Genomic DNA, 20660 nt, shown 5'->3' with positions numbered 1-20660 from the left:
TAACGGTTTTCCGCCTGGAATTGCGTAAAAACAAAGAGATAGAGCGGTCCGGCGTTTCCTGGCCGCTCTAGCGGATTTTCCGCAACAGCCTCTCCCGGTACGCGTCTAGGATGACCGCGAGCACGATGACAAGGCCAATCACGATGGGTTTGAAATTGTCGCCGACGCCGAGCAGCTGCAATCCGGTGGAGAGCACCTGCAGGATGCAGGCGCCGACCAGCGTGCCGATGATCGAGCCCTTGCCGCCGCTGAGGCTGGTGCCGCCGATGATGACGGCGGCAATCGCATTGAGCTCGTAGCCGACGCCGGCGATCGGGCTGCCGATGTTGAGGCGCAACAGATAGACCATGGCCGCGATGCCGGCGGTGAGCCCGCTGATGGTGAAGGCCGCAACCTTGTAGAAATCCGGATTGTGGCCCGACAGCCGCACCGCCTCGTCATTGGTGCCGACGGCGAAGATCATGCGGCCGAACACCGTGAAGCGCAGCACGAACCAGCCGGCCGCGATCACCAGCACCGCCACCAGGAAGATCGAGGGCAGGAAGCCGCCGATGATGAGGTTGCCGAAATCGACGAAGCTTTGCGGCAGGCCGGTGATGGTGGAATTGTCGCTGACGACGCGGGCGGCGCCCGCGGCCATATTGAGCATGCCGAGCGTAACGATGAAGGACGGGATCTTCCAGCGCGTCGAGATCCAGCCGTTGAGGAAGCCGCACACCGCACCCGTCGCCATGCAGGCGAGCAGCGCCAGGGTGATCGCCACGGTCGGTGACAGGTCTTCGTCGATCATGACTGTGGCGCCGACCACGGTGCAGAGCGCCAGCACCGAGCCGACCGAAAGGTCGATGCCGCCGGTCAGGATGACGAAGGTCATGCCGGCCGCCAGCACGGTGTTGATGGCGATCTGCACGAAGATTTTCAGCGCGTTGTCGGGAGTGGCGAAGTAGGGAGCGGTCGCCGAGAAGAACAATGTGATCAGCACCAGCGCCAGAAGCACGCCGGCGTCGCGGATCAGAAAGCGCAGGAATTTCGCCCTGCCGGGGGAAACAGGCGCCGACACCAGCGGTTCGGACGTCTCGGTCATGGTCGCACATACTCCTGATAGGCCAGTGACAGGATGCGCTCCTGGTCGAATTCGGCGCGCGGCACCTCACCGACGATCCTGTTCTTGGAAAAGACGATGATGCGGTGGCACATGCCCATCAATTCAGGCAGGTCGGACGACACCATGATGATGCCCTTTTGCTGCGCCGCCAGCATCCACAGCAATTGATAGATCTCACGCCGCGCGCCGATATCGACGCCGCGCGTCGGCTCGTCGAGGATCAGCGTCGAGGTGCCGCGGAACAGCCACTTGGCCAGCACCACCTTCTGCTGGTTGCCGCCGGAGAGATTGCGGACCGCCTGCTCGATCGAGCTTGCCTTGACGCGCAGCTGGCCGATGAGATCGTTTGCCGCCGCCGCCTCGGCCCGGCGGTTGAGCAGCCCGTTGTGGGAAACCTTGCCGAGATCGGTGATGGTGATGTTTTTGTCTACGGCCAGGTCGAGCAGCAGGCCCTGGCCCTTGCGGTCCTCGGTGAGCAGGCTCAGGCCATGCCGCACCGCATCCTTCGGTGCTGTGATCGCCACCGGCCTGCCGTCGATCTCGATGACACCGTCGAGCTTGGGATCGGCGCCGAACAGCGCCCGCATCGCTTCGGTGCGGCCGCTGCCGACCAGGCCGGCGACGCCCAGAATCTCCCCGTGACGCACGTCGAAGGAAATGGCCGGCGTCGCAGCATCGCGCTTCAGATTGGCGACGCTGAGCGCGACCTTGCCGGGCACGATCGTTGCGTCGAAGCTATATTCGTCGGCGATGTCGCGGCCGATCATCATGCGCACCAGGTCGGGCACGGTAAGGCCCTCGAGATTGCGGGTCGCGACCAGTCTGCCGTTGCGCAGCACGGTCACCCGGTCGCCGATCTCGAACACCTCGTGCAGCCGGTGCGAGATGTAGATGATGGTGACGCCCTTGGCCTTCAGCCGTTTGATGATGGAAAACAGCCGTTCGATCTCGGGCGGCGTCAACGTCGCCGTCGGCTCATCTAGCACGAGCAGCTTGGAGTCGTAGCTCAGCGCCTTGGCGATCTCGACCAGCTGCATCTGCGCCACGCCCAGCGCCTCGACCCGCGTCCTCGGATCGACGTCGAGCCCGACTTCCTTGAGCAGCGTCACGGCACGGCTGTTGAGCGCCTTGCGGTCGACGACGCCGAAGGCACGACGCGGCAGGTTTTCCAGCATCAGATTCTCGGCAATGCTGAGATAGGGCAGAAGGTTCAATTCCTGGTGCACGATGCGGATGCCGCTCTGCTGCGCGTCATGCGGCGTCTTCGGCTGGTAGGGCTGGCCGTTGAAGGCGATCGTGCCCGCATCCGGCTGGTAGATGCCGGCGAGCAGCTTGATCAGCGTCGACTTGCCGGCGCCGTTCTCGCCGAGCACGATATGGGTTTCGCCGCGTGCGATCGACAGCGAGACGTCGCTCAGCGCAACGACGCCGGGAAAGGTCTTTCCGACCCCTTCAAGGGAAAGAATCACATTATCCATGCAGCAACCCTGAATGGCGCTCTTCTGCCGCAAGGCAACCATGAGCGCGCCGCCGTCGCCGCCGGCGGTTTACCGGCGACGACGGTGAGACAAGCGAATTGAAGGCGCCGGAGGGAGTCCCGGAACCCTTGCTCGCCTCAGGCGGTGATCAGCTTGACGTCGGTCTTGACCCAGCCCGAGAACTTCTCGCCGGCGAGTTCGCGCAGGCCGTAGTCGATGCCCATGGCCGCCATTTGCGCGCCATACTGCTCGACGGTGGCGAGCATCTTGCCCTCTTTCAGCAGCGGGCCGACGGCCGGGATGTTGTCGAAGCCGACGACCTTGATCTTGCCCGACTTGCCGGCCGCGTCGATCGCCTTGACGACGCCGAGCGCCATCGAATCGTTGGCCGCCATGACGCCCTGGATATCCGGATGCTGAGTGAGGAAGTTGGTCATCAGCGTGTTGGCTTCCTCGGTCTCCCAATGCGCCGTCTTCGAGTCGAGCAGCTTCAACCCGAATTCCTTCACCGAATCGTCAAAGCCGAGCTTGCGCTGCTTGGCGTTGTCGGCCTCCGGATTGCCTTCGAGAATGACCACCTTGCCGCCCTTGCCCAGTGCCTTGCCGAGCGCGTCTCCGGCGAGCTTGGCGCCGGCGCGGTTGTCCGGACCGAAGAAGGCGAGGTCGACGCCGGCTTTCTTCTTGGCTTTCTCGTCGAGCGCGACGTCGATGTTGATGACCTTGATGCCGGCCTTCAGCGCCTTGGCGATCGGCGTCACCATGGCCTTCGAATCGGCGGGAGCCACGACGATGATGTTGTATTTCTGGGTGATGAAGTTCTCGATCGCGTCGACCTGGGCGGCGAAATCGCGCTCGTCCTTCATGCCGACGGCGGCGAAATCGAACTTGTCCTTGTTCTTGGCCGCGTACGCCTCGGCGCCGGCCTGCATCTGCTTGAAGAACTCGTTGGCGAGCGACTTCATGACCAGTCCGACCTTCGGCTTGTCGGCCGCGAGAACCGGGCCGAGCGGCAGGGTGAGCGCGCCGGCCGCGAGCGCGCTGGTCTTCAGGAACTGGCGGCGCGAGAACGGGCCAAACCCGTGCGTGTTCGAAATCTTGCTCATTAGTCTCCTCCACTTGATTGAGCCGTAATCGGTTACGTAACCGATTACGCGACAAAGTAGAGCGGGGATTTGGCAGGAGTCAATAACGGAGACGAGCTATTGCGGGCGGTGACGCTGAAGCCGCCGATCTCCCCTTGCGGGGAGATGTCCGGTTTACCCTCCGAAGCTGCGGCGTAGCCGCCGCGAAGGATGGGCAGGACAGAGGGGGAGTGCGCAGAAATTTTGACCGGTTGGCCATGCGTGCGTTAGCGGGCGGCATGCCTTGGAGATTGGCCGAAACGCCTATCGCGATCGTCATCCACGGGCGGAGCAAGGAGCGAAGCGACGCGCGCAGACCCGAGGATCCATGCCGTGACTTGGATGCGCCGCGGCGGTCCAGAATTCTGCACCGTTGCACACTTCGGTCGATGCAACGGCATGGATTCTAGGGTCTGCGCGCGTCGCTTCGCTCCTTGCTCCGCCCTAGAATGACGAGGTTCGGGAGCCTTCATCTCATCGCCAGCGTTTGCGCTGACTATCCCAACGGACGTCGATAACCTTGCCGCCGACAACCTCACCGCCAGCCGAGCGCCGGCGCCACATGCTTCAGGATCGACTCGATGACGTGGGCGTTGTAGTCGACGCCCAGCTGGTTGGGCACGGTGAGCAGCAGCGTGTCGGCCTCGGCGATCGCCTCGTCTTCCTTGAGCTGCTCGACCAGTCTGTCCGGCTCGGCGGCATAGGAGCGGCCGAACACGGCGCGCTTTTCCGGCTCGATATAGCCGAAATGGTCCTGGCCCTCGCTGCCGCCGAAATAGGTGCGGTCCATGTCGTTGACCAAGGCAAAGATGCTGCGGCTGACAGAGACGCGCGGCTCCCGCGTATGGCCGGCTTCCTTCCAGGCGGCGCGATAGGCCCTTATCTGCTTGGCTTGCTGGACATGCAGCGGCTCGCCGGTTTCGTCGAATTTCAGCGTCGAGCTCTGCAGGTTCATGCCGAGCTTGGCCGCCCATACGGCGGTGGCATCGGTGGCCGCGCCCCACCAGATGCGCTCGCGCAGGCCAGCCGAGAAGGGTTCCAGCCTGAGCAGGCCGGGCGGGTTGGGGAACATCGGCCGCGGGTTGGGCTGGGCAAAGCCTTCGCCGCGCAACAGGTCGAGGAAGATCTCCGAGTGGCGGCGCGCCATGTCTGCGTCGCTCTTGCCCTCTTCCGGCACGTAGCCGAAATAGCGCCAGCCATCGATCACCTGCTCGGGCGAGCCGCGGCTGATGCCCAACTGCAAACGCCCGCCGGCGATGAGGTCGGCAGCGCCGGCATCCTCGGCCATGTAGAGCGGGTTCTCGTAGCGCATGTCGATGACGGCGGTGCCGAGCTCGATGCGCTTGGTCTTGGCGCCGGCCGCGGCAAGCAGCGGAAACGGCGAGGCGAGCTGCCGGGCAAAATGGTGGACGCGGTAATAGGCGCCGTCGGCGCCGAGCTCCTCAGCCGCGACCGCGAGGTCGATCGACTGCAGAAGCGCGTCGGCGCCCGAGCGCGTGCCCGATTGCGGCGAGGGCGACCAATGCCCGAACGACAGAAACCCGATCTTCTTCATGTGCTCCATTCCTGCTGCAGCGGCTATTGGCCGCTCAAATTCCTTGTTGCTCCAGCAGATAGCCAGGGCAGCGCCGCGATACAACGGACACCGAACGGATACAGACCGTCAATGAGTCCTTCGAAACGTCCGGTTCCGCCCTCGCCCGACGCGGAACCACATAGGATCGCCCCCCGGGCATTCTCGCTGCCGCCCAAGCGCTGTATCGTGTTCGCCAGCCGATGATTCCCAAGCATTTGGACGAGCCTTTCATGCATGGCCTGACACCCATACTTTCCACCGTGACGGCCTCTTTCCTGGCGTCCTTCGTCGAAGTGGTCGAAGCCTTCACCATCGTGCTCGCCGTCGGCGTGACGCGCAGCTGGCGCCCGGCGCTGACGGGTGCCGTGCTGGCGCTCGCCGTGCTGGTGGCGCTGGTGCTGGCGTTCGGGCCGCTGCTGGCGCTCGTTCCCATCACCGTCCTGCAATTCGCGGTCGGCGTGTTGCTGATCCTGTTCGGCATGCGCTGGCTGCGGAAGGCGATCCTGCGCAGCGTCGGCGTCATCGCGCTGCATGACGAGGACCAGGCCTTTTCCAAGGAGACGGCGGTCTTGCAGCGGCAGGCCAACGACCGCCGCGCCGACTATCTGGCGGCCGTCGCCTCGTTCAAGGCGGTGCTGCTCGAGGGCGTCGAAGTGGTCTTCATCGTCATTGCCGTCGGCGCCGCGCACGGGCAGACGCTCTATGCCGGCCTCGGCGCGCTGGCGGCCTTCGTGCTGGTGCTGCTGATCGGCCTCGCCGTGCATCGGCCGCTGGCGCGCGTGCCGGAAAACGCGCTGAAATTCGTCGTCGGGCTGATGCTCACCAGCTTCGGCGTGTTCTGGACGGGTGAGGGCCTCGGCGCCGAATGGCCGGGCGCCGACCTCGCGCTGCTCGCCATCTTCGCCGTCATTGCCGCCGCATCCTTCGCCATCGTGCGCTGGCTGCGCGGCGCCTACCCGGCGCCCGCCGAAGGAGTTGCCCGATGACCATGATCCGTCTTGTCTTCAAGGAGCTCGCCGGCATGTTCGTCGACGACGGCAGCCTGGCGCTGCTGGCGCTGATCCTGATTGCGCTGATTACCGCCGCGGTGAAGCTTTTGGCGCTGCCGCCGCTCATCGGCGGCTTCGTCCTTCTCGCCGGCTGCCTGGTAATTCTCCTGGAGAGCACCCGCCGCGCCGCGCGCGACAAGGCGCGCTGATTCGGCGTTCATTTCCGGTGAAGCCACGCAAACGCTGGAGATTAGCCGAAGCCACCCGAACTTCGTCATCCACGGGCGGAGCGACGCGAAGCGGAGCGCAGACCCGAGGATCCATTCCGTGACCTTGGCCGAAGGGTGCAGCGGAGCAGAATTCTGCGCCGTCGCAACGCCTCGACGTCACGGATGATCCTCGGGTCTGCGCGCGTCGCTTCGCTCCTTGCTCCGCCATAGAATGACGACCTGACAAGCGCTTCAGCCAATCTCCAGGCATGCCGACAACGCAGACAAAGCGGCTGTGCCGAGAAACTAATAGACGGTGAAAAGCGTCGGCAGGTGGCCGCTGAGGCGGAAATACTCGACCGCCTCGATGACCGGGAACAGCGCCAGGAAATACAGCCCGTCGCGGAAATTCCTCTTCAGCGCACCAGGCGAAAACAGCCATTGGGCCTCGTCGCGGTAAAGCATCGGGTTTGGCCAGAAGGACGGCGTGCGTTCGGCATAGGCTGCATAAGCCGCGCCGAACTTGCCGGCGAGGTATTCGGCCTCCTTGAGCGCGGTGAAGCGGAAGACGAGGAAGCTCGCCAGGCCGAGCATTACGCCGGCCAGCACCGAACCGAACATCAGCCCGATGCCGACCGCGCCGACAGTCGAGAAGAAATAGAGCGGGTTGCGGGTCATCGAGAACGGGCCGGACACGATCAGCTCGTCATTCTTCCTGCCGCCGACGAAGAGGATGCTCCAAAGCCGACCAAGGAAGCAGATCAGCGCCATCGCGAAGCCGATCGCCTCGAGAGCTTCGTGCCCGTTCGACCCTTCGGCCAGCGCCGGCTTGCTGAACAGCAGCAGGATGATGGCAAGCACGGCGGCCAGCTGCACCACGATCAGGCGCTTGTGCTGGTCGAACGCCTTCGGCGCCGATTTGAGGGATGTGTAGGCCATTCTTTCTCACCCGCTCCGGCGCCGACAAGGGCGCCAAGGCTTCTCTAGCCCTTCCGCCGCGCGATGACGAGGCCCGGCGGAATCTTTTGACCGACCTTACGAATTTGTAAGGGCGCGGACAGGCTGCGGTGAATTCGCCTGCCTACACCTGATGGTCGCCGCCCCGGATTTGAGGCGGCTCGAACAGGCGCCGGGGACAACGGCCCTCAACATCAGGGTACAATCATGAACAAATTTGCCCTTGATTTCGCCCTTGCCACTGCCGCGATTGCCGCTCCGTTGGCCTCGGCCATTGGCGCTCCGACGCCTTGCGAGACCGCGCTGAAGGACCTGCGCGCCGCCGAAGCCAAGGCCGGGCCGAACGATGCCGACAAGAACAAGGTTTCCGAACTGGAGACGAAAGGCATCGAGCGCTGCAACGCCGACGACGACAAGCGCGCCGACGACTTCTTCGCCCAGGCCATGAAGATCCTCGGCAAGTAAGCCCAGCACGGACCGCAAGTGGACATCGCCATGCACTCCCACGCTGAAGCCGATCACCTTGCTCTCAACCGGGTCCCGGAGGTCACCCTCGACTTCTGGCTGATCAAGGTCATGGCGGTGACGATGGGCGAGACGGCGGCCGACTATCTTGCCGTCAATCTCGGCCTCGGCCTTACCGTCACATCGTTGATCATGAGCGGCATCCTCGTCGTCGCGCTCGTCCTGCAATTCGCGCAGAAGCGATATGTGCCCTGGGCCTACTGGCTGGCCGTCGTCTTGATCAGCATTGTCGGCACCCTGGTCACCGACAACCTCGTCGACAATTTCGGCGTGCGGCTGGAGACGACGACGATCGTCTTCTCGATTGCGCTGGCACTGACCTTCGCGGCCTGGTACGCCAGCGAAAAGACGCTGTCGATCCACACCATCTTCACCACCCGGCGCGAAATCTTCTACTGGCTGGCGATCCTCTTCACCTTCTCGCTCGGCACGGCCGCGGGCGATCTGGTCGCCGAACGTTTCGACATGGGTTATCTCACCACCGGCCTCATCTTCGGCGGCGTGATCGCGGCGATCGCGCTTGCCTGGTTCTTCCTCGGTCTCAACGGCATCCTCGCCTTCTGGCTCGCCTATATCCTGACCCGGCCATTTGGCGCCTCGTTCGGCGACCTGCTGTCGCAGCCGGTCGAATATGGCGGCATGGGCCTCGGCACCACCGTCACCAGCCTGACCTTCCTCGGCTGCATCGTGGTCATCGTTCTCTATATGACGCTGAAAAACCTGATCGAAGAAGACGAGCAGGCCCTGCTCGACTAGAAGCACTGCACGGAGATTTTGACCGGTCGGCTCTGTTTGCGTTGGAAGGTGGCATGTCTTGGAGATTGGCCGAAACGCCCATCGCGATCGTCATTCTATGGCGGAGCAAGGAGCGAAGCGACGCGCGCAGACCCTGGAATGACGAAGTTGGGGCGGCTCCAATCAATCCCGGCGTTTGCGCTGATTTCACGGAAATGAACGGAAAATTCTTGCACGAAGACAAACGGCAACCTTTCAAAATCCCTGTGTCGGGGAACTGGGACGCCGAAAACCGTGGAGCGGGTTTCGGGCGTCATCATGCTCTGTCTCTTTTGATCGAGCGCTCTCGCAAAAACGTGTAACGGCTTTCCGCCCGGAAATGCGTAAAAACAAAGAGATACGGAACTAGCCAAGAAAAAGCCGCAGCCGGCGCTACCATGCCGGTGAGGTCGAGGCGGCAAGGACAGCACGGGCGATGCGACTTCTGCTTGTTGAAGACGATCCGAGGACCGCCGACTATATCGTCAGGGGACTGACCGAGGCCGGCCATGTCTGCGACTTGCTGCGCGACGGCCATGACGGCCTCTTCGCCGCGACCCGCAACGCCTATGACGTGATCGTCGCCGACCGCATGGTTCCCGGCCTCGACGGCCTGTCGATGATCAAGGCGGTGCGCGCCGCCGGCATCCGCACGCCGACCATTTTCCTGACCTCGATCGGCGGCGTCGACGACCGCGTCGAGGGCCTCGAGGCGGGCGGCGACGACTATCTGGTCAAGCCCTTCGCCTTTTCCGAGCTGCTTGCCCGCATCCATGCGCTCGGCCGCCGGCCGGCGGCGCAGGAGCAGAAGACGGAGCTGCGCGTCGCCGACCTCGAAATGGACCTGATCCAGCGCCGCGTGACCCGGCAGGGCCAGCCGATCGACCTGCAGCCGCGCGAATTCAGCCTGCTCGAAGTGCTGATGCGTGGCGAGGGCCGCGTCATCACCCGCACCATGCTTCTGGAGCGCGTCTGGGATTTTCATTTCGACCCCAAGACCAGCGTCGTCGAGACGCATATCAGCCGGCTGCGGGCCAAGGTCGACAGGCCCTTCGACGTGCCGCTGATCCACACCGTGCGCAACACCGGCTACAGCCTGCATGTTCCGGCCTGATCTTGCGTTCGCCGGTCGGCCAGCCGCGCTCGCCATCGCATGAGCGAGATACGCTCCAGCCTGCTGCGCAGCACGCCGTTCCGGTTGGCGCTGACCTTCGCCTTCCTGTTCCTGCTGGCCTTCATCCTGTCGGGCGCGATCGTCTATCAACTGATGAGCGCCTCGCTCGCCAGGCAGCTCGATCAATCGATCAAGGAGACATATTCGCTCATCGCCGCGACCTATGCCGAGAGCGACGAGGAGGATCTCATCTCCACCGTCAGGGACCATGCCCAGTTCAGCCAGGACAAGGACGAAATCTTTTCCCTCACCGATCGGGGCGGCAACCGCCTCGCCGGGGATTTCACCGCCTCCAGCCTGCCGGACGGCTTTTCCATGTTCGCCGCCAATTTGCCGGGCGTGCCGCCCGACACCGAGTATCGCGCCTATTCGGGCATGGTCGGCGACAACAATTTGACGGTCGCCTTCTCGCTTTCGGAGACCGAGGATCTGGAGAGGATCGTGCTGATGAGCTTCGGCTGGGCCACGCTCTTCATCACCGTCCTGGCGATCGGCGGCGGCGCCGTGCTTGCCTCGCGCGTGCAGCGGCGCCTCGACGGCATCGCCAGCACCATGGTCGACGTCTCGCATGGGCGGCTCGACGCGCGCATTCCGCTGATCGGCAGCGGCGACGACATCGACGCCGTCTCCGCCCAGGTGAACGCCGCGCTCGAGCGCCTGTCGGCGCTGGTCGACGGCATGCGCGAGGTGAGCGCCAACATCGCCCACGATCTCAAGACGCCGCTCAACCGGCTGCAGATGATCCTGGAGCAGGCCGCCGACAAGACGGCGTCGGGCGAGGACGTCTCGACCGAGCTGACCGATGCCCGCGCCGAGAGCCAGCAGATCAACAGCACGTTCGACGCGCTTCTTCGCATCGCCCAGATCGAAGCCGGCGCCCGCAAGGCGCGCTTCGTCGATCTCGATGTGGGCCCGGTCGTCGAGACCATCGGCGAGGTCTATGCCGACGTCGCCGAGGATGATGGCAAGTCCTTGTCCATAGGGATCATTCCGGATACGAAATGGTATGTTCACGGCGACCGCGACCTGCTGATGCAGATGCTTGCCAATCTGGTCGAGAACGCGCTCAGCCATTGCCCGCCAGGCACCGCGATCGAGCTCTCGGTGACCAGGCGAGGCAGCCACGTCCTCGTCCATGTCCGCGACGATGGCCCGGGCATCCCCGCCGAGGAACGCGAAAAAGTGTTCCGCCGGCTCTACCGGCTGGATAGGAGCCGCACGACGCCGGGCAGCGGCTTGGGGCTCAGCCTGGTCAAGGCGGTTGCCGACCTGCATGGCGCGGCCATCGTGCTGGAGGACCGCAGTCCGGGTCTTGGCGTGACCGTCAGCTTTCCGGCTGTGTGAGTCCCAGAAGCCTGAGGCAGTTCCCCGACACCCAACGTCGTCATTCTAGGGTCTACGCGGTACGCTTCGCTTCCCGCTCCGCCCTAGAATGACGACGGGTGGGCGACTGTTGACCATTCTACCGCGCGGCGCCCGACCGCCTGAAATCGGAAGGCGACATGCCGGCCAGCTTGCGGAACGATTTGTTGAAGGCACTGAGCGAGCCGAAGCCCGATTCCATGGCGACCCTCAGCACATTGGCGTCCTCATGCATCAACAGCGCCTGCGCGTAGCTCAGGCGCAGCAGGTTGACATATTCGTTGAGCGTCATGCCGGTCGATTTCTTGAACAGGCTCATGGCGTATTTGGGATGGATGTCGGCCGCCGCCGCGATGGTCACGCAATCGATGTCGTAGAGGAAATTCTCGGCGATGAAATCGCACATGCGCCCGACATTGCGCGAGGATTGCTGGTCGAAGGCGTTGCCCGCCCCTTGCCCGGCCGCATTTCCCGGCACCAGCCGATAGGGCTCGAAGCGCACCCGCTCGAGCCGCAGGAGCAGCTCGTTGACGGCGTGCTCGGCCTTGGCCGGATCGCCCGAGCGCGCATATTCGTTCCAGCGCTTGAAATTGTCGTTGTCCGACTGGTCGGTGGCATTGGTCACCAGCGTCGCGCCGGTCATCAGCCGATGGCGTATGTCGGCCGGCAGATGCAGGCGGAAGAAATGCACCAGCGGCAGATGCGCGCCGGTATAGACGGCGTCGTCGGAGAGGTCGTCCATCTGGTGCGGCAGGCCGCCCCAGAACAGGCACATCTCGCCGGCCGACAGCGCGATCTCGTGCTCGGCCATGCGGTAATGCACGCGGCCCTGCACGATGAAGTTCACCTCGACCTGGGCGTGCCAGTGCGGCTTCAGCATCACCAACGGGTGGTTGTGGAACATCTGCAGGACAAGCGGCAGTCCTTCGACGCTGCTCGCGCCAGGCTGGTAGAACGGACGCTCCGGCATCTTACTTTCCGCCAACTTCTCATTCCCTTCGACGGGGACAAGCCTTCCGCGCCGCATAGTCTAGCCACGCTCACAGTGAGAGAGCAAATGAAATGGGAGGATTTCAATGCGCACTACACTGACCTGCGCCGCGCTTATGCTTGCCCTGGGTTCCGGCTCGGCCCTGGCGCAGTCCGGCGAGATCACCATCTGGAGTTGGAACATCGCCGCTTCGTCGCTGAAGTCGACGGTCGAGGGCTTCAACAAGAAATATCCCGACATCAAGGTCACGGTGCAGGACCTCGGCAACCAGCCGACCTATGACAAGTCGATCGCAGGCTGCGCCGCCGGCGGCGTCGGCCTGCCCGATATCGTCTCGATCGAGAACGGCGAGGCCGAAAACTACTGGAGCCAGTTCCCGGACTGCTTCGTCGACCTGCACACGCTGGGCTACACGGCCGAGGACCAGAAGAAATTCCCCGACTTCAAGCGCACCGAGCTCGAAGTCGGCGACAAGGCTTACGCGATGCCCTGGGATTCCGGCCCCGTGGCCGTCTTCTACCGCCGCGACTTCTACGAGAAGGGGGGCGTCGATCCGGCCTCGATCAAGACCTGGGACGATTTCATCGCCGCCGGCAAGAAGATCCAGGCCGCCAATCCGGGCGTGTCGATGACCAATGCCGATTTCAACGGCGACACCGAATTCTTCCGCATGATCTCCAACGAGCAGGGCTGCGGATATTTCGCCGAGGACGGCCAGTCGATCACCGTGGCCGAGCCGAAATGCGTCGATGCCCTGACCAAGGTCAAGGAGATGAAGGATGCCGGCATCGTCACGTCGGCCGACTGGTCCACCAAGATCACCAACAACACCGCCGGCACCGTCGCCAGCCAGGTCTATGGCGGCTGGTATGAAGGCACGATCCGCACCGAATCGCCGAAGGAAAGCGGCAAATGGGGCGTCTATCTGATGCCGAGCCTGACCGCCGACGGCCCGCGCGCCGCCAATCTCGGCGGCTCGTCCCTGGCCATCACCTCGGCCTCGAAGAACAAGGAGGCGGCTTACGCCTACCTCAAATACACGCTGGGGACGAATGAGGGCCAGATCACCATGCTGAAGGATTTCGGCCTGGTGCCGTCGCTGATCTCGGCGCTCGACGATCCCTACGTCGCGCAAGGCCAGCCCTATTGGGGCGGCCAGGCGGTCTGGAAGGATATCCTGGCCACGCTGCCCAAGGTGGTGCCGAGCCGCGGCACGCAGTTCCAGAGCGATGCCGAGATCATCCTGCGCGCCGTGCAGACCAAATACCTGGCCAACGGCTATCCCGACGCCAAGGCCGCGCTCGACGACGCCGCCAAGCAGATCGCCGCCGCGACCGGCCTGCCGGTGAAGTGACGCGCCGCTTCCCTTCTCCCCTTGTGGGAGAAGGTGGCCGCGAAGCGGCCGGATGAGGGGTGTTCCAGCTTGGCGATGACGGCATTCCGTCCAACACCCCTCATCCGTCTTGGCGCTACGCGCCAATCCACCTTCTCCCGCAGGGGGAGTAGGTAAGACAGAGAAAGGAGGAAGACGATGCGCACCCAGAACGCTACGGCGTACCGCTTCCTTACGCCCTATCTCCTGATCTTCGCCATCTTCTGGATATGGCCGATCATCTCGTCCTTCCTGATCTCCTTCCAAGCGACGCGCACCGTGCCGTGGCGCTTCGCGCCCACCTTCAACTGGGGCCGCCTGATCGGCGACCCCGCCTTCTACAACGCGCTGAAGAACACGCTGCTGATCCTGGTCATCCAGGTGCCGGTGATGATCTCGCTGGCAATCGTCATGGCGGTGCTTCTGAATTCGCCGCTGCTGAAGGCCCGCGGCCTCTACCGCTTCGCCTTCTTCGCCCCGGTCGTGGTCGGCGAGGTCGCCTACTCCGCCGTCTTCCGGCTGATGTTCAGCCTCGATTTCGGCATCGTCAACAAGCTGCTGGAGAGTGTCGGCCTGGCCAAGATCGACTGGTTCTCCAACGTCACCCCGGCCATGGCGCTGATCATGATCGCGGTGACCTGGCGCTGGGCCGGCTACAACGCCATCATCATCCTGGCCGGCCTGCAGTCGATCCCGGAGGACGTTTACGAAGCGGCGACGCTCGACCGCGTCAGCCGCGTGAAGCAGTTCTTCTACATCACCTTGCCGCTGTTGAAGCCGGTCATCGTGTTCTGCGCCGTGCTGTCGATCATCGGCACCATGCAGCTCTTCACCGAACCGTTCCTGATCACCGAGCGCGGCGGCCCGGGCGGCGGCACCGAGACGCTAGGGCTTCTGCTTTACCGCCAGGGCTTCCGCTCGCTCAATTTCGGCTATGCCTCGGCCGTCGCCTACACCATGGCCGGGCTGGCGATCGCCATCACCTTGGTGCAGCTCTGGCTGACAAGGGAGCCGAAATGACCTCGCGCTCGCAGGCAAGGCTCGGCCGCAGCATCCTGCTGCATCTTTTCCTGACGCCGCTGGCGCTGATCTGGCTGTTCCCGCTGTGGATGATGGTGGTGTTCTCCACCATGCCCGACAACGGCATCTTCAGCCCCGGCATCGAGCTTCTGCCGCATGACAATTTCCTCGACAACGTCGCCAACCTGCAGCGCGACACCAACTTCATCGGGGCCATCGGCATCTCGGTTTCGGTAGCGGTGACCTACACGGTGCTTTCGGTGCTGCTCACCTCGATGGCCGGCTGGGCACTGGCGCGCTACGAGTTCCACGGCAAGGGCGCGGTGGTCGCCATCATCTTCGGCACCATCACGCTTCCCTACGCGGTGGTGCTCATCCCGCAATTCATCATGGTGGCTCGCGACTTCGCCCTGGCCAACACCTGGATCGCGCTGATCGTGCCGCCGCTGTTCAACTCGCTGGGCGTGCTCTTCATGCGCCAGGCTTTCTCGATGATGCCGGCCGAATTGTTCGACGCCGCACGCGTCGAAGGCGTCAAGGAATGGCGCATCTTCCTGTTCGTGGCACTGCCGCTGGCGCGGCCGATGCTGGCGGCGCTGGCGATCATCCTCTTCCTCGCCTCGTGGAACAACTATCTCTGGCCGCTGCTGATCAACAGCCAGCCCGGCGCGATGACGGCGCCGGTGGCGCTCGGCACGCTGATCGGGCTGACCAAGGTGTCCTGGGGCGGCATCATGGCCGGCGCGGTCATGCTGACCGTGCCGATGCTCATCGTCTTCGTGCTGTTGCAGCGCCATTTCATCGCCGGCATCGCCGCCGGCGCAGTCAAGTAGGAAGGAGCGCAATGGCAGCCGTCACCCTCACCAATGTCGTAAAACGCTTCGGCATCTTCGAGGTCGTCCACGGCGCCAACATCGACATCGCCGACGGCGAGTTCGTCGTCTTCGTCGGCCCTTCCGGCTGCGGCAAGTCCACGTTGCTCCGGATGGTCGCCGGGCTGGAGGACATCAGCGGCGGCGAAATCGCCATCGGCGGCAAGGTGATGAACGACGTCGAGCCGGCCGACCGGGGCATCGCCATGGTGTTCCAGTCCTACGCGCTCTACCCGCATATGACGGTCGAGCAGAATCTCTCCTTCGGGCTCAGGATGAACGGCAATCCGAAGGCCGACACCGAGCGCCGGGTTCGCAAAGCCGCCGAGATCCTGCGCATCGACGAATTGATGCAGCGCCGGCCGAAGCAATTGTCCGGCGGCCAGCGCCAGCGCGTCGCCATCGGCCGCGCCATCGTGCGCGAGCCGCAGGTTTTCCTCTTCGACGAGCCGCTTTCGAATCTCGACGCCGAGCTCAGGGTCCAGATGCGCGTCGAGATCTCGCGCCTGCACAAGGAGCTGGGCGTCACCATGATCTATGTGACGCACGACCAGACCGAAGCGATGACGCTGGCCGACCGCATCGTCGTGCTCAAGGCCGGCAATGTCGAGCAGATCGGCGCGCCGCTTGACCTCTATGACGACCCGGCCAACCGTTTCGTAGCCGGCTTCATCGGCTCGCCGAAGATGAATTTCCTCGGCGCCAAGGTCATCGAAACGTCGAACAGCGCCGCGATTATCGAGCTCGTCAATCACGGCGGCGCGCGGTTGTGCAAGTCGCTCACCGAGGCTTTTCCGGCCGTCGGCGCCGAGGTCGTGCTTGGCGTCAGGCCGGAGCATTTCTTCGAAGCGGGCGAGGGCGATTGCGACATTCCGGTCAAGGCCGACGTCGCCGAGCATCTCGGCTCCGTCAGCTATGTCTACGCCAATGCCGGACCCGAGGAGCTGATCGTCGAGCGCGAGGCCTCGCGCCAGCGCGCCAGCGGCGATCATTTCACGGTCTCGATCAGGGCGGAACGGGCGCTTCTCTTCGACAAGGCAGGCGCACGGATCCGCTGACCCGCAAATTTTCTTTGCCGGCATGCCAGGCGTGGCGGCGACCCATGGAGAATTCGACATGACATCTGGAAAAATCCGCTGGGGCATTCTCGGGCCTGGCAGCATCGCGAAATCCTTTGCCGGCGGCTTGGCGCAGTCGCGCACCGGCGAATTGGTGGCGCTCGGCGCCCGCAATCCCGCCAAGCCGGGGCTTGCCGAGACCTTTCCGGGCGCGCGCATCCTCGACGGCTATGAGGCGCTGCTCGCGGACAAGGACGTAGACGCCGTCTACATTTCGATTCCGCATCCCGGCCACGCCGAATGGGCAATCAAGGCGGCGGAAGCCGGCAAGCATGTCCTATGCGAAAAGCCTCTGGCGCTGACCGCCTTCGAAGCCGACGCCATGATGCATGCGGCGCGCAAGGCCGGCACCTTTCTCGGCGAGGCCTTCATGTACCGGCTGCACCCGCAGACCAGGCAGCTGGTCGAGCTGATCAGGTCCGGCGCCATCGGCGAGCTGCGCATGATCAAGTCGAGCTTCGGCTTCGCCATGCCGGGCTTCATGCCCGAGCATCGGCTCTATGCCAATGAACTCGCCGGCGGCGGCATCCTCGATGTCGGCGGCTATCCGGTGTCGATGGCGCGGCTGATTGCGGGCGCAGCCGCGGGGCAGCCCTTCCTCGAGCCGGACAAGGTGGTGGGCGCCGCCCATCTTGGCCAGTCCGGCGTCGACGAATGGGCTTCCGCCTTGCTGCACTTCCCCGGTGGCATCGTCGCCGAAGTCTCCTGCAGCATCTCGCTCAATCAGGACAATGTGCTGCGCATTTTCGGCACCAAGGGTCAGATCGAGGTGCCCGATTTCTGGTTTGCCGGTGGCAACCGAGATGTTGGACCGGGCCGGATCGAGGTGATCCGGTCCGGCGCGGCTCGCGAGGTGATCAGCCTCGACGAGACCCGGCACCTCTATTCCTTCGAGGTCGATGCCGCCGGTGAGGCGATCCTCGCCGGACGGCAGGAATTCGCCTGGCCGGGCATGGGCTGGGCGGACAGTCTCGGCACGCTGCGCGTGCTCGACAAATGGCGCGCCGCGGTCGGGCTGGAATATGAGATCGAGAAGCCGGCTAAGCGGGTCAACACGCTCTCGGGCCGGCCGCTGCGCACCGATGGCAAGGCCATTCCCAAGCGCGCCATTCCGGGCCTGCCGCGACAGGCCTCGGTTCTGGCGCTCGGCTTCGAGGATTTCCGCAGCTTCTCCTCCGGCTCGATCCTGCTCGACGCCTATTTCGAGGCCGGCGGCAATCTGTTCGACACCGGCTTTGTCTATGGCGCCGGCTACACCGAGACGTTGCTCGGCCAGTGGCTCCGGAATCGCGGCGTACGCGAAAAATCGGTGATCATCGCCAAGGGCGCGCATTCGCCGCTCTGCTATCCCGACGTCATCGGCAGGCAGCTGGCCCAGTCGCTCGACCGGCTGCAGACCGACCATGTCGACATCTATTTCATGCATCGCGACAATCCGGACGTGCCGGTCGGCGAATTTGTCGATGCCATGGACGCGGAGGCCAAGGCCGGCCGCATTCGCGGCCTGTTCGGCGGCTCCAACTGGACCATGGAGCGCATGGACGCCGCCATTGCCTATGCCGAGAAGAACGGCAAGCAGAAGCCCGGCGCGCTCTCCAACAATTTCTCGCTGGCCGAGATGCTGGAGCCGATCTGGGCCGGTTGCGTCACCTCGTCCACCGATGCGTGGAAGGCCTGGCTGGCGGCCAGGCAGATGCCCAACTTCGCCTGGTCGAGCCAGGGTCGTGGCTTCTTCACCGACCGCGCCGGCCGCGACAAGCAGGACAATGAGGAGCTGGTGCGTGTCTGGTATTCGGAGAAGAATTTCGGCCGCCGCGACCGCGCGATCGAGCTGGCGCGCAAGCTCGGCAAGAGTCCGATCCATGTCGCGCTGGCCTATGTCCTGGCCCAGCCCTTCCCCTCGGTGCCGCTGATCGGCCCGCGCACGCTGGACGAGCTCGAGGACAGTCTGAAGGCGCTGGATATCAAGCTGACACCGGAGGATGTGGCGTGGCTGGATGAGGGGCCGGAAAGGAGAAGGGCTTAGGCTGCTTGGGGCGCGAAAAGGAAACGCCGTGTTCCTTCGCCCCCCTCTCTGCCCTGCCGGGCATCTCCCCCTCGAGGGGGGAGATCAGATGTCACGCCGGCTTTCGCCAATCACCAATGTTGCAGAAAAGGCGCCGGCATCGAAGCTGCCAATCTCCCCCCTCGAGGGGGAGATGCCCGGCAGGGCAGAGAGGGGGGTCTCGCGCCAGCATCTCAACAGTTTCACCGATCCACCCGCGTCGACAAAATAATCGACGACGAGGTCCGCTCCACCCCGTCCATCGCGCCGATCCGGTCGAGGAGCGCGTCGAGATCGCGGATCGACGGCGCGTCGACGATGACGATCATGTCGAAATTGCCGCTCACCGAATGCACTGTCCGCACCGGCGGCATCGCCTCCAGGCTGCGCACCACCTTGTCGGCGAGCTTCGCCGTGACGGTGAGCAGCACATGCGCCTTGACCAGGCCCTGCTCATAGTCGGCCGACAGCCTCACCCCATAGCCGGCAATGATGCCGCGCTGCTCCAGCCGCTCGATGCGGCTCTGCACGGTCGTGCGCGAGACGCCGAGCTGGCGCGCGAGCTCGGCGGTCGAGGCGCGCGCGTCGGCGCGCAGCAGGGTCAGCAGGGCTTGTTCGGCTTCAGTGATCATTTCGACGAAACCTTTCGGCAGATCGCTTAAAGTTGAGCTTCATATTGCCAGATTCCACGCTTCCTTTCGACAGGCAAGCTGCGAAGATTCCCGCCAAATCGAATTGACCCAAATCAGGATTGGCAGGGGAATTGATCATGAAGAACATCGTTGTCGTCGGCGCCGGCAAGATCGGCTCGACCATCGCCGAAATGCTCAGCGCCACGGGCGACTATCGCGTCACGTTGGTCGACCGCTCGGCCGCCCAGCTTACGACCGCCGAACTGCCGGCCGGCGTCGCGACCCAGGAACTCGACATCGCCGCCACGGGTGAGCTCGAAAAAGTGCTCGCCGGCAAGTTCGCCGTGCTCAGCGCGGCGCCCTTCCACCTCACCACCCGCATCGCCGAAGCGGCCGCCGCCACCGGCGTGCACTATCTCGACCTCACCGAGGACGTCGTCTCGACCCGCCGCGTCAAGGAGCTGGCGCGTGACGCCGACAGCGCCTTCATCCCGCAATGCGGCCTGGCGCCTGGCTTCATCTCGATCGTCGCCAACGACCTTGCCAGCCGTTTCGACACGCTGGAGAGTGTGCGCATGCGCGTCGGCGCGCTGCCGCAATATCCGTCCAACGCGCTGAACTACAACCTCACCTGGAGCACGGACGGCGTCATCAACGAATATTGCGAGCCCTGCGAGGCGATCGTCGAGGGCGAGCTGATCGAAGTGCCGCCGCTGGAAGAGCGCGAGGAGTTCTCGCTCGACGGTGTCACCTATGAGGCCTTCAACACCTCCGGCGGTCTCGGCACTCTGGCCGAGACGCTGAAGGGCAAGGTGCGCACGCTGAACTACCGCACCATCCGCTATCCCGGCCATGCCGCGATCATGAAGGCGCTGCTCAACGACCTCGGCCTGCGCCACCGCCGCGACGTGCTGAAGGATATCTTTGAAAGCGCCCTGCCCTCGACGCTGCAGGACGTGGTCATCGTCTTCGTCACCGTCTCGGGCCGCCGCAACGGCCGCCTGCTGCAGGAGACCTACGCCAACAAGATCTATTCGCAGCGTGTCGGCAACCTCGTGCGCAGCGCCATCCAGATCACCACCGCCTCCGGCATCTGCGCCGTGCTCGACATGCTGGCCGACGGCTCGCTTCCGGCGAACGGCTTCGTGCGCCAGGAAGACATCGCGCTCGACGCCTTCCTCGCCAACCGCTTCGGCCGCGCCTACGCGCAGCACGAGATGGCGAGCCGCCTGGCGGGTTAAAGCGCTTTCTTCCTTCCCCCCTTGTGGGGGAAGGTGTCGCCGAAGGCGACGGATGAGGGGTGCTCCAGGGAAAGCCAGCGTCTCACTCCGCTGGAACACC

General features: G+C 64.2%; 19 protein-coding genes. 12 read left to right on the top strand and 7 right to left on the bottom strand.

Annotated elements, in window-relative coordinates; translation table 11 throughout:
- Nucleotides 1-67: 67 nt before the first annotated feature.
- The 4 genes from RFM52_RS30945 to RFM52_RS30930 form a co-directional block, all read right to left on the bottom strand.
- On the bottom strand, nt 68-1084 hold the full coding sequence (locus tag RFM52_RS30945) for an ABC transporter permease (RefSeq protein WP_320298192.1): 1017 nt from the start codon (nt 1082-1084) through the stop codon (nt 68-70).
- Nucleotides 1081-2583 (bottom strand): sugar ABC transporter ATP-binding protein, encoded by a 1503-nt coding sequence (locus tag RFM52_RS30940; RefSeq protein WP_320298193.1) that lies wholly within the window; start codon nt 2581-2583, stop codon nt 1081-1083. The genes RFM52_RS30945 and RFM52_RS30940 overlap by 4 nt, the downstream gene beginning before the upstream one ends.
- A gap of 137 nt (nt 2584-2720) precedes the next feature.
- Nucleotides 2721-3686, bottom strand: coding sequence for a sugar ABC transporter substrate-binding protein (locus tag RFM52_RS30935; RefSeq protein ID WP_320298194.1), 966 nt, complete (start codon nt 3684-3686; stop codon nt 2721-2723).
- A gap of 553 nt (nt 3687-4239) precedes the next feature.
- Nucleotides 4240-5259 (bottom strand): LLM class flavin-dependent oxidoreductase, encoded by a 1020-nt coding sequence (locus tag RFM52_RS30930; protein WP_320298195.1) that lies wholly within the window; start codon nt 5257-5259, stop codon nt 4240-4242.
- A 251-nt stretch (nt 5260-5510) separates the two neighbouring features.
- Here RFM52_RS30930 and RFM52_RS30925 point away from each other — a divergent pair, with 251 nt between their 5' ends.
- Nucleotides 5511-6266 (top strand): COG4280 domain-containing protein, encoded by a 756-nt coding sequence (locus tag RFM52_RS30925; RefSeq protein ID WP_320298196.1) that lies wholly within the window; start codon nt 5511-5513, stop codon nt 6264-6266.
- The gene (locus RFM52_RS30920) at nt 6263-6478 is read left to right on the top strand and encodes a hypothetical protein (protein WP_320298197.1); all 216 of its coding nucleotides are present in this window, start codon (nt 6263-6265) and stop codon (nt 6476-6478) included. Before RFM52_RS30925 ends, RFM52_RS30920 begins: the two co-directional genes overlap by 4 nt.
- Before the next feature lie 306 nt (nt 6479-6784).
- Here the strand turns inward: RFM52_RS30920 and RFM52_RS30915 are convergent, their stop codons facing one another.
- Nucleotides 6785-7417: a methyltransferase family protein gene (locus tag RFM52_RS30915; protein ID WP_320298198.1), complete on the bottom strand. Its 633-nt coding sequence runs from the start codon at nt 7415-7417 to the stop codon at nt 6785-6787.
- A gap of 225 nt (nt 7418-7642) precedes the next feature.
- On the opposite strand from RFM52_RS30915, the gene RFM52_RS30910 reads away from it, so the two are divergent.
- From RFM52_RS30910 to RFM52_RS30895, 4 genes are all read left to right on the top strand, one after another.
- Entirely contained in the window at nt 7643-7900 is a 258-nt protein-coding gene (locus RFM52_RS30910) for a hypothetical protein (RefSeq protein ID WP_320298199.1), read from the top strand.
- Between the two features lie 30 nt (nt 7901-7930).
- Nucleotides 7931-8716 carry a COG4705 family protein gene (locus tag RFM52_RS30905; RefSeq protein ID WP_320298200.1) on the top strand — a complete coding sequence of 262 codons (786 nt, stop codon included), beginning with the start codon at nt 7931-7933 and terminating at the stop codon, nt 8714-8716.
- Nucleotides 8717-9170: 454 nt separating this feature from the next.
- Nucleotides 9171-9848 carry a winged helix-turn-helix domain-containing protein gene (locus RFM52_RS30900; RefSeq protein WP_320298201.1) on the top strand — a complete coding sequence of 226 codons (678 nt, stop codon included), beginning with the start codon at nt 9171-9173 and terminating at the stop codon, nt 9846-9848.
- 39 nt (nt 9849-9887) lie between these two features.
- Nucleotides 9888-11252 (top strand): sensor histidine kinase, encoded by a 1365-nt coding sequence (locus RFM52_RS30895; RefSeq protein WP_320298202.1) that lies wholly within the window; start codon nt 9888-9890, stop codon nt 11250-11252.
- 118 nt (nt 11253-11370) lie between these two features.
- Here RFM52_RS30895 and RFM52_RS30890 read toward each other — a convergent pair whose 3' ends face one another.
- Complete coding sequence (locus RFM52_RS30890; protein WP_320298203.1) at nt 11371-12240, bottom strand: helix-turn-helix domain-containing protein; 870 nt, start codon at nt 12238-12240, stop codon at nt 11371-11373.
- A 106-nt stretch (nt 12241-12346) separates the two neighbouring features.
- Here RFM52_RS30890 and RFM52_RS30885 point away from each other — a divergent pair, with 106 nt between their 5' ends.
- The 5 genes from RFM52_RS30885 to RFM52_RS30865 all read left to right on the top strand — a co-directional run bounded on the left by RFM52_RS30885 (nt 12347) and on the right by RFM52_RS30865 (nt 18669).
- A complete protein-coding gene (locus RFM52_RS30885; RefSeq protein WP_320298204.1) occupies nt 12347-13615 on the top strand; it encodes an ABC transporter substrate-binding protein in 1269 nt (422 codons plus the stop codon).
- 177 nt (nt 13616-13792) lie between these two features.
- Entirely contained in the window at nt 13793-14653 is an 861-nt protein-coding gene (locus RFM52_RS30880) for a carbohydrate ABC transporter permease (protein ID WP_320298205.1), read from the top strand.
- Nucleotides 14650-15486 carry a carbohydrate ABC transporter permease gene (locus RFM52_RS30875; protein ID WP_320298206.1) on the top strand — a complete coding sequence of 279 codons (837 nt, stop codon included), beginning with the start codon at nt 14650-14652 and terminating at the stop codon, nt 15484-15486. The genes RFM52_RS30880 and RFM52_RS30875 overlap by 4 nt, the downstream gene beginning before the upstream one ends.
- Before the next feature lie 11 nt (nt 15487-15497).
- Nucleotides 15498-16583 (top strand): ABC transporter ATP-binding protein, encoded by a 1086-nt coding sequence (locus RFM52_RS30870; RefSeq protein ID WP_320298207.1) that lies wholly within the window; start codon nt 15498-15500, stop codon nt 16581-16583.
- A 58-nt stretch (nt 16584-16641) separates the two neighbouring features.
- Nucleotides 16642-18669, top strand: coding sequence for an aldo/keto reductase (locus RFM52_RS30865; protein ID WP_320298208.1), 2028 nt, complete (start codon nt 16642-16644; stop codon nt 18667-18669).
- Between the two features lie 221 nt (nt 18670-18890).
- Here the strand turns inward: RFM52_RS30865 and RFM52_RS30860 are convergent, their stop codons facing one another.
- Nucleotides 18891-19319, bottom strand: a complete 429-nt coding sequence (locus RFM52_RS30860; RefSeq protein WP_320298209.1) for an Lrp/AsnC family transcriptional regulator — start codon at nt 19317-19319, stop codon at nt 18891-18893.
- Between the two features lie 137 nt (nt 19320-19456).
- On the opposite strand from RFM52_RS30860, the gene RFM52_RS30855 reads away from it, so the two are divergent.
- Complete coding sequence (locus RFM52_RS30855) at nt 19457-20560, top strand: saccharopine dehydrogenase family protein (RefSeq protein ID WP_320298210.1); 1104 nt, start codon at nt 19457-19459, stop codon at nt 20558-20560.
- The last annotated feature ends 100 nt before the right edge of the window (nt 20561-20660 follow it).

Source organism: Mesorhizobium humile, from assembly GCF_033977215.1.
GTDB classification, from domain to species: Bacteria; Pseudomonadota; Alphaproteobacteria; order Rhizobiales; family Rhizobiaceae; genus Mesorhizobium; species Mesorhizobium humile.
This window is presented reverse-complemented; position numbering and strand designations above follow the sequence as displayed.

What these genes read in the sequence shown, in the direction of transcription:
- RFM52_RS30945 (WP_320298192.1), bottom strand. Translation starts at nt 1,084, where the DNA reads ATGACCGAGACGTCCGAACCGCTGGTGTCGGCGCCTGTTTCCCCCGGC.
- RFM52_RS30940 (WP_320298193.1), bottom strand. Translation starts at nt 2,583, where the DNA reads ATGGATAATGTGATTCTTTCCCTTGAAGGGGTCGGAAAGACCTTTCCC.
- RFM52_RS30935 (WP_320298194.1), bottom strand. Translation starts at nt 3,686, where the DNA reads ATGAGCAAGATTTCGAACACGCACGGGTTTGGCCCGTTCTCGCGCCGC.
- RFM52_RS30930 (WP_320298195.1), bottom strand. Translation starts at nt 5,259, where the DNA reads ATGAAGAAGATCGGGTTTCTGTCGTTCGGGCATTGGTCGCCCTCGCCG.
- RFM52_RS30925 (WP_320298196.1), top strand. Translation starts at nt 5,511, where the DNA reads ATGCATGGCCTGACACCCATACTTTCCACCGTGACGGCCTCTTTCCTG.
- RFM52_RS30920 (WP_320298197.1), top strand. Translation starts at nt 6,263, where the DNA reads ATGACCATGATCCGTCTTGTCTTCAAGGAGCTCGCCGGCATGTTCGTC.
- RFM52_RS30915 (WP_320298198.1), bottom strand. Translation starts at nt 7,417, where the DNA reads ATGGCCTACACATCCCTCAAATCGGCGCCGAAGGCGTTCGACCAGCAC.
- RFM52_RS30910 (WP_320298199.1), top strand. Translation starts at nt 7,643, where the DNA reads ATGAACAAATTTGCCCTTGATTTCGCCCTTGCCACTGCCGCGATTGCC.
- RFM52_RS30905 (WP_320298200.1), top strand. Translation starts at nt 7,931, where the DNA reads ATGCACTCCCACGCTGAAGCCGATCACCTTGCTCTCAACCGGGTCCCG.
- RFM52_RS30900 (WP_320298201.1), top strand. Translation starts at nt 9,171, where the DNA reads ATGCGACTTCTGCTTGTTGAAGACGATCCGAGGACCGCCGACTATATC.
- RFM52_RS30895 (WP_320298202.1), top strand. Translation starts at nt 9,888, where the DNA reads ATGAGCGAGATACGCTCCAGCCTGCTGCGCAGCACGCCGTTCCGGTTG.
- RFM52_RS30890 (WP_320298203.1), bottom strand. Translation starts at nt 12,240, where the DNA reads ATGCCGGAGCGTCCGTTCTACCAGCCTGGCGCGAGCAGCGTCGAAGGA.
- RFM52_RS30885 (WP_320298204.1), top strand. Translation starts at nt 12,347, where the DNA reads ATGCGCACTACACTGACCTGCGCCGCGCTTATGCTTGCCCTGGGTTCC.
- RFM52_RS30880 (WP_320298205.1), top strand. Translation starts at nt 13,793, where the DNA reads ATGCGCACCCAGAACGCTACGGCGTACCGCTTCCTTACGCCCTATCTC.
- RFM52_RS30875 (WP_320298206.1), top strand. Translation starts at nt 14,650, where the DNA reads ATGACCTCGCGCTCGCAGGCAAGGCTCGGCCGCAGCATCCTGCTGCAT.
- RFM52_RS30870 (WP_320298207.1), top strand. Translation starts at nt 15,498, where the DNA reads ATGGCAGCCGTCACCCTCACCAATGTCGTAAAACGCTTCGGCATCTTC.
- RFM52_RS30865 (WP_320298208.1), top strand. Translation starts at nt 16,642, where the DNA reads ATGACATCTGGAAAAATCCGCTGGGGCATTCTCGGGCCTGGCAGCATC.
- RFM52_RS30860 (WP_320298209.1), bottom strand. Translation starts at nt 19,319, where the DNA reads ATGATCACTGAAGCCGAACAAGCCCTGCTGACCCTGCTGCGCGCCGAC.
- RFM52_RS30855 (WP_320298210.1), top strand. Translation starts at nt 19,457, where the DNA reads ATGAAGAACATCGTTGTCGTCGGCGCCGGCAAGATCGGCTCGACCATC.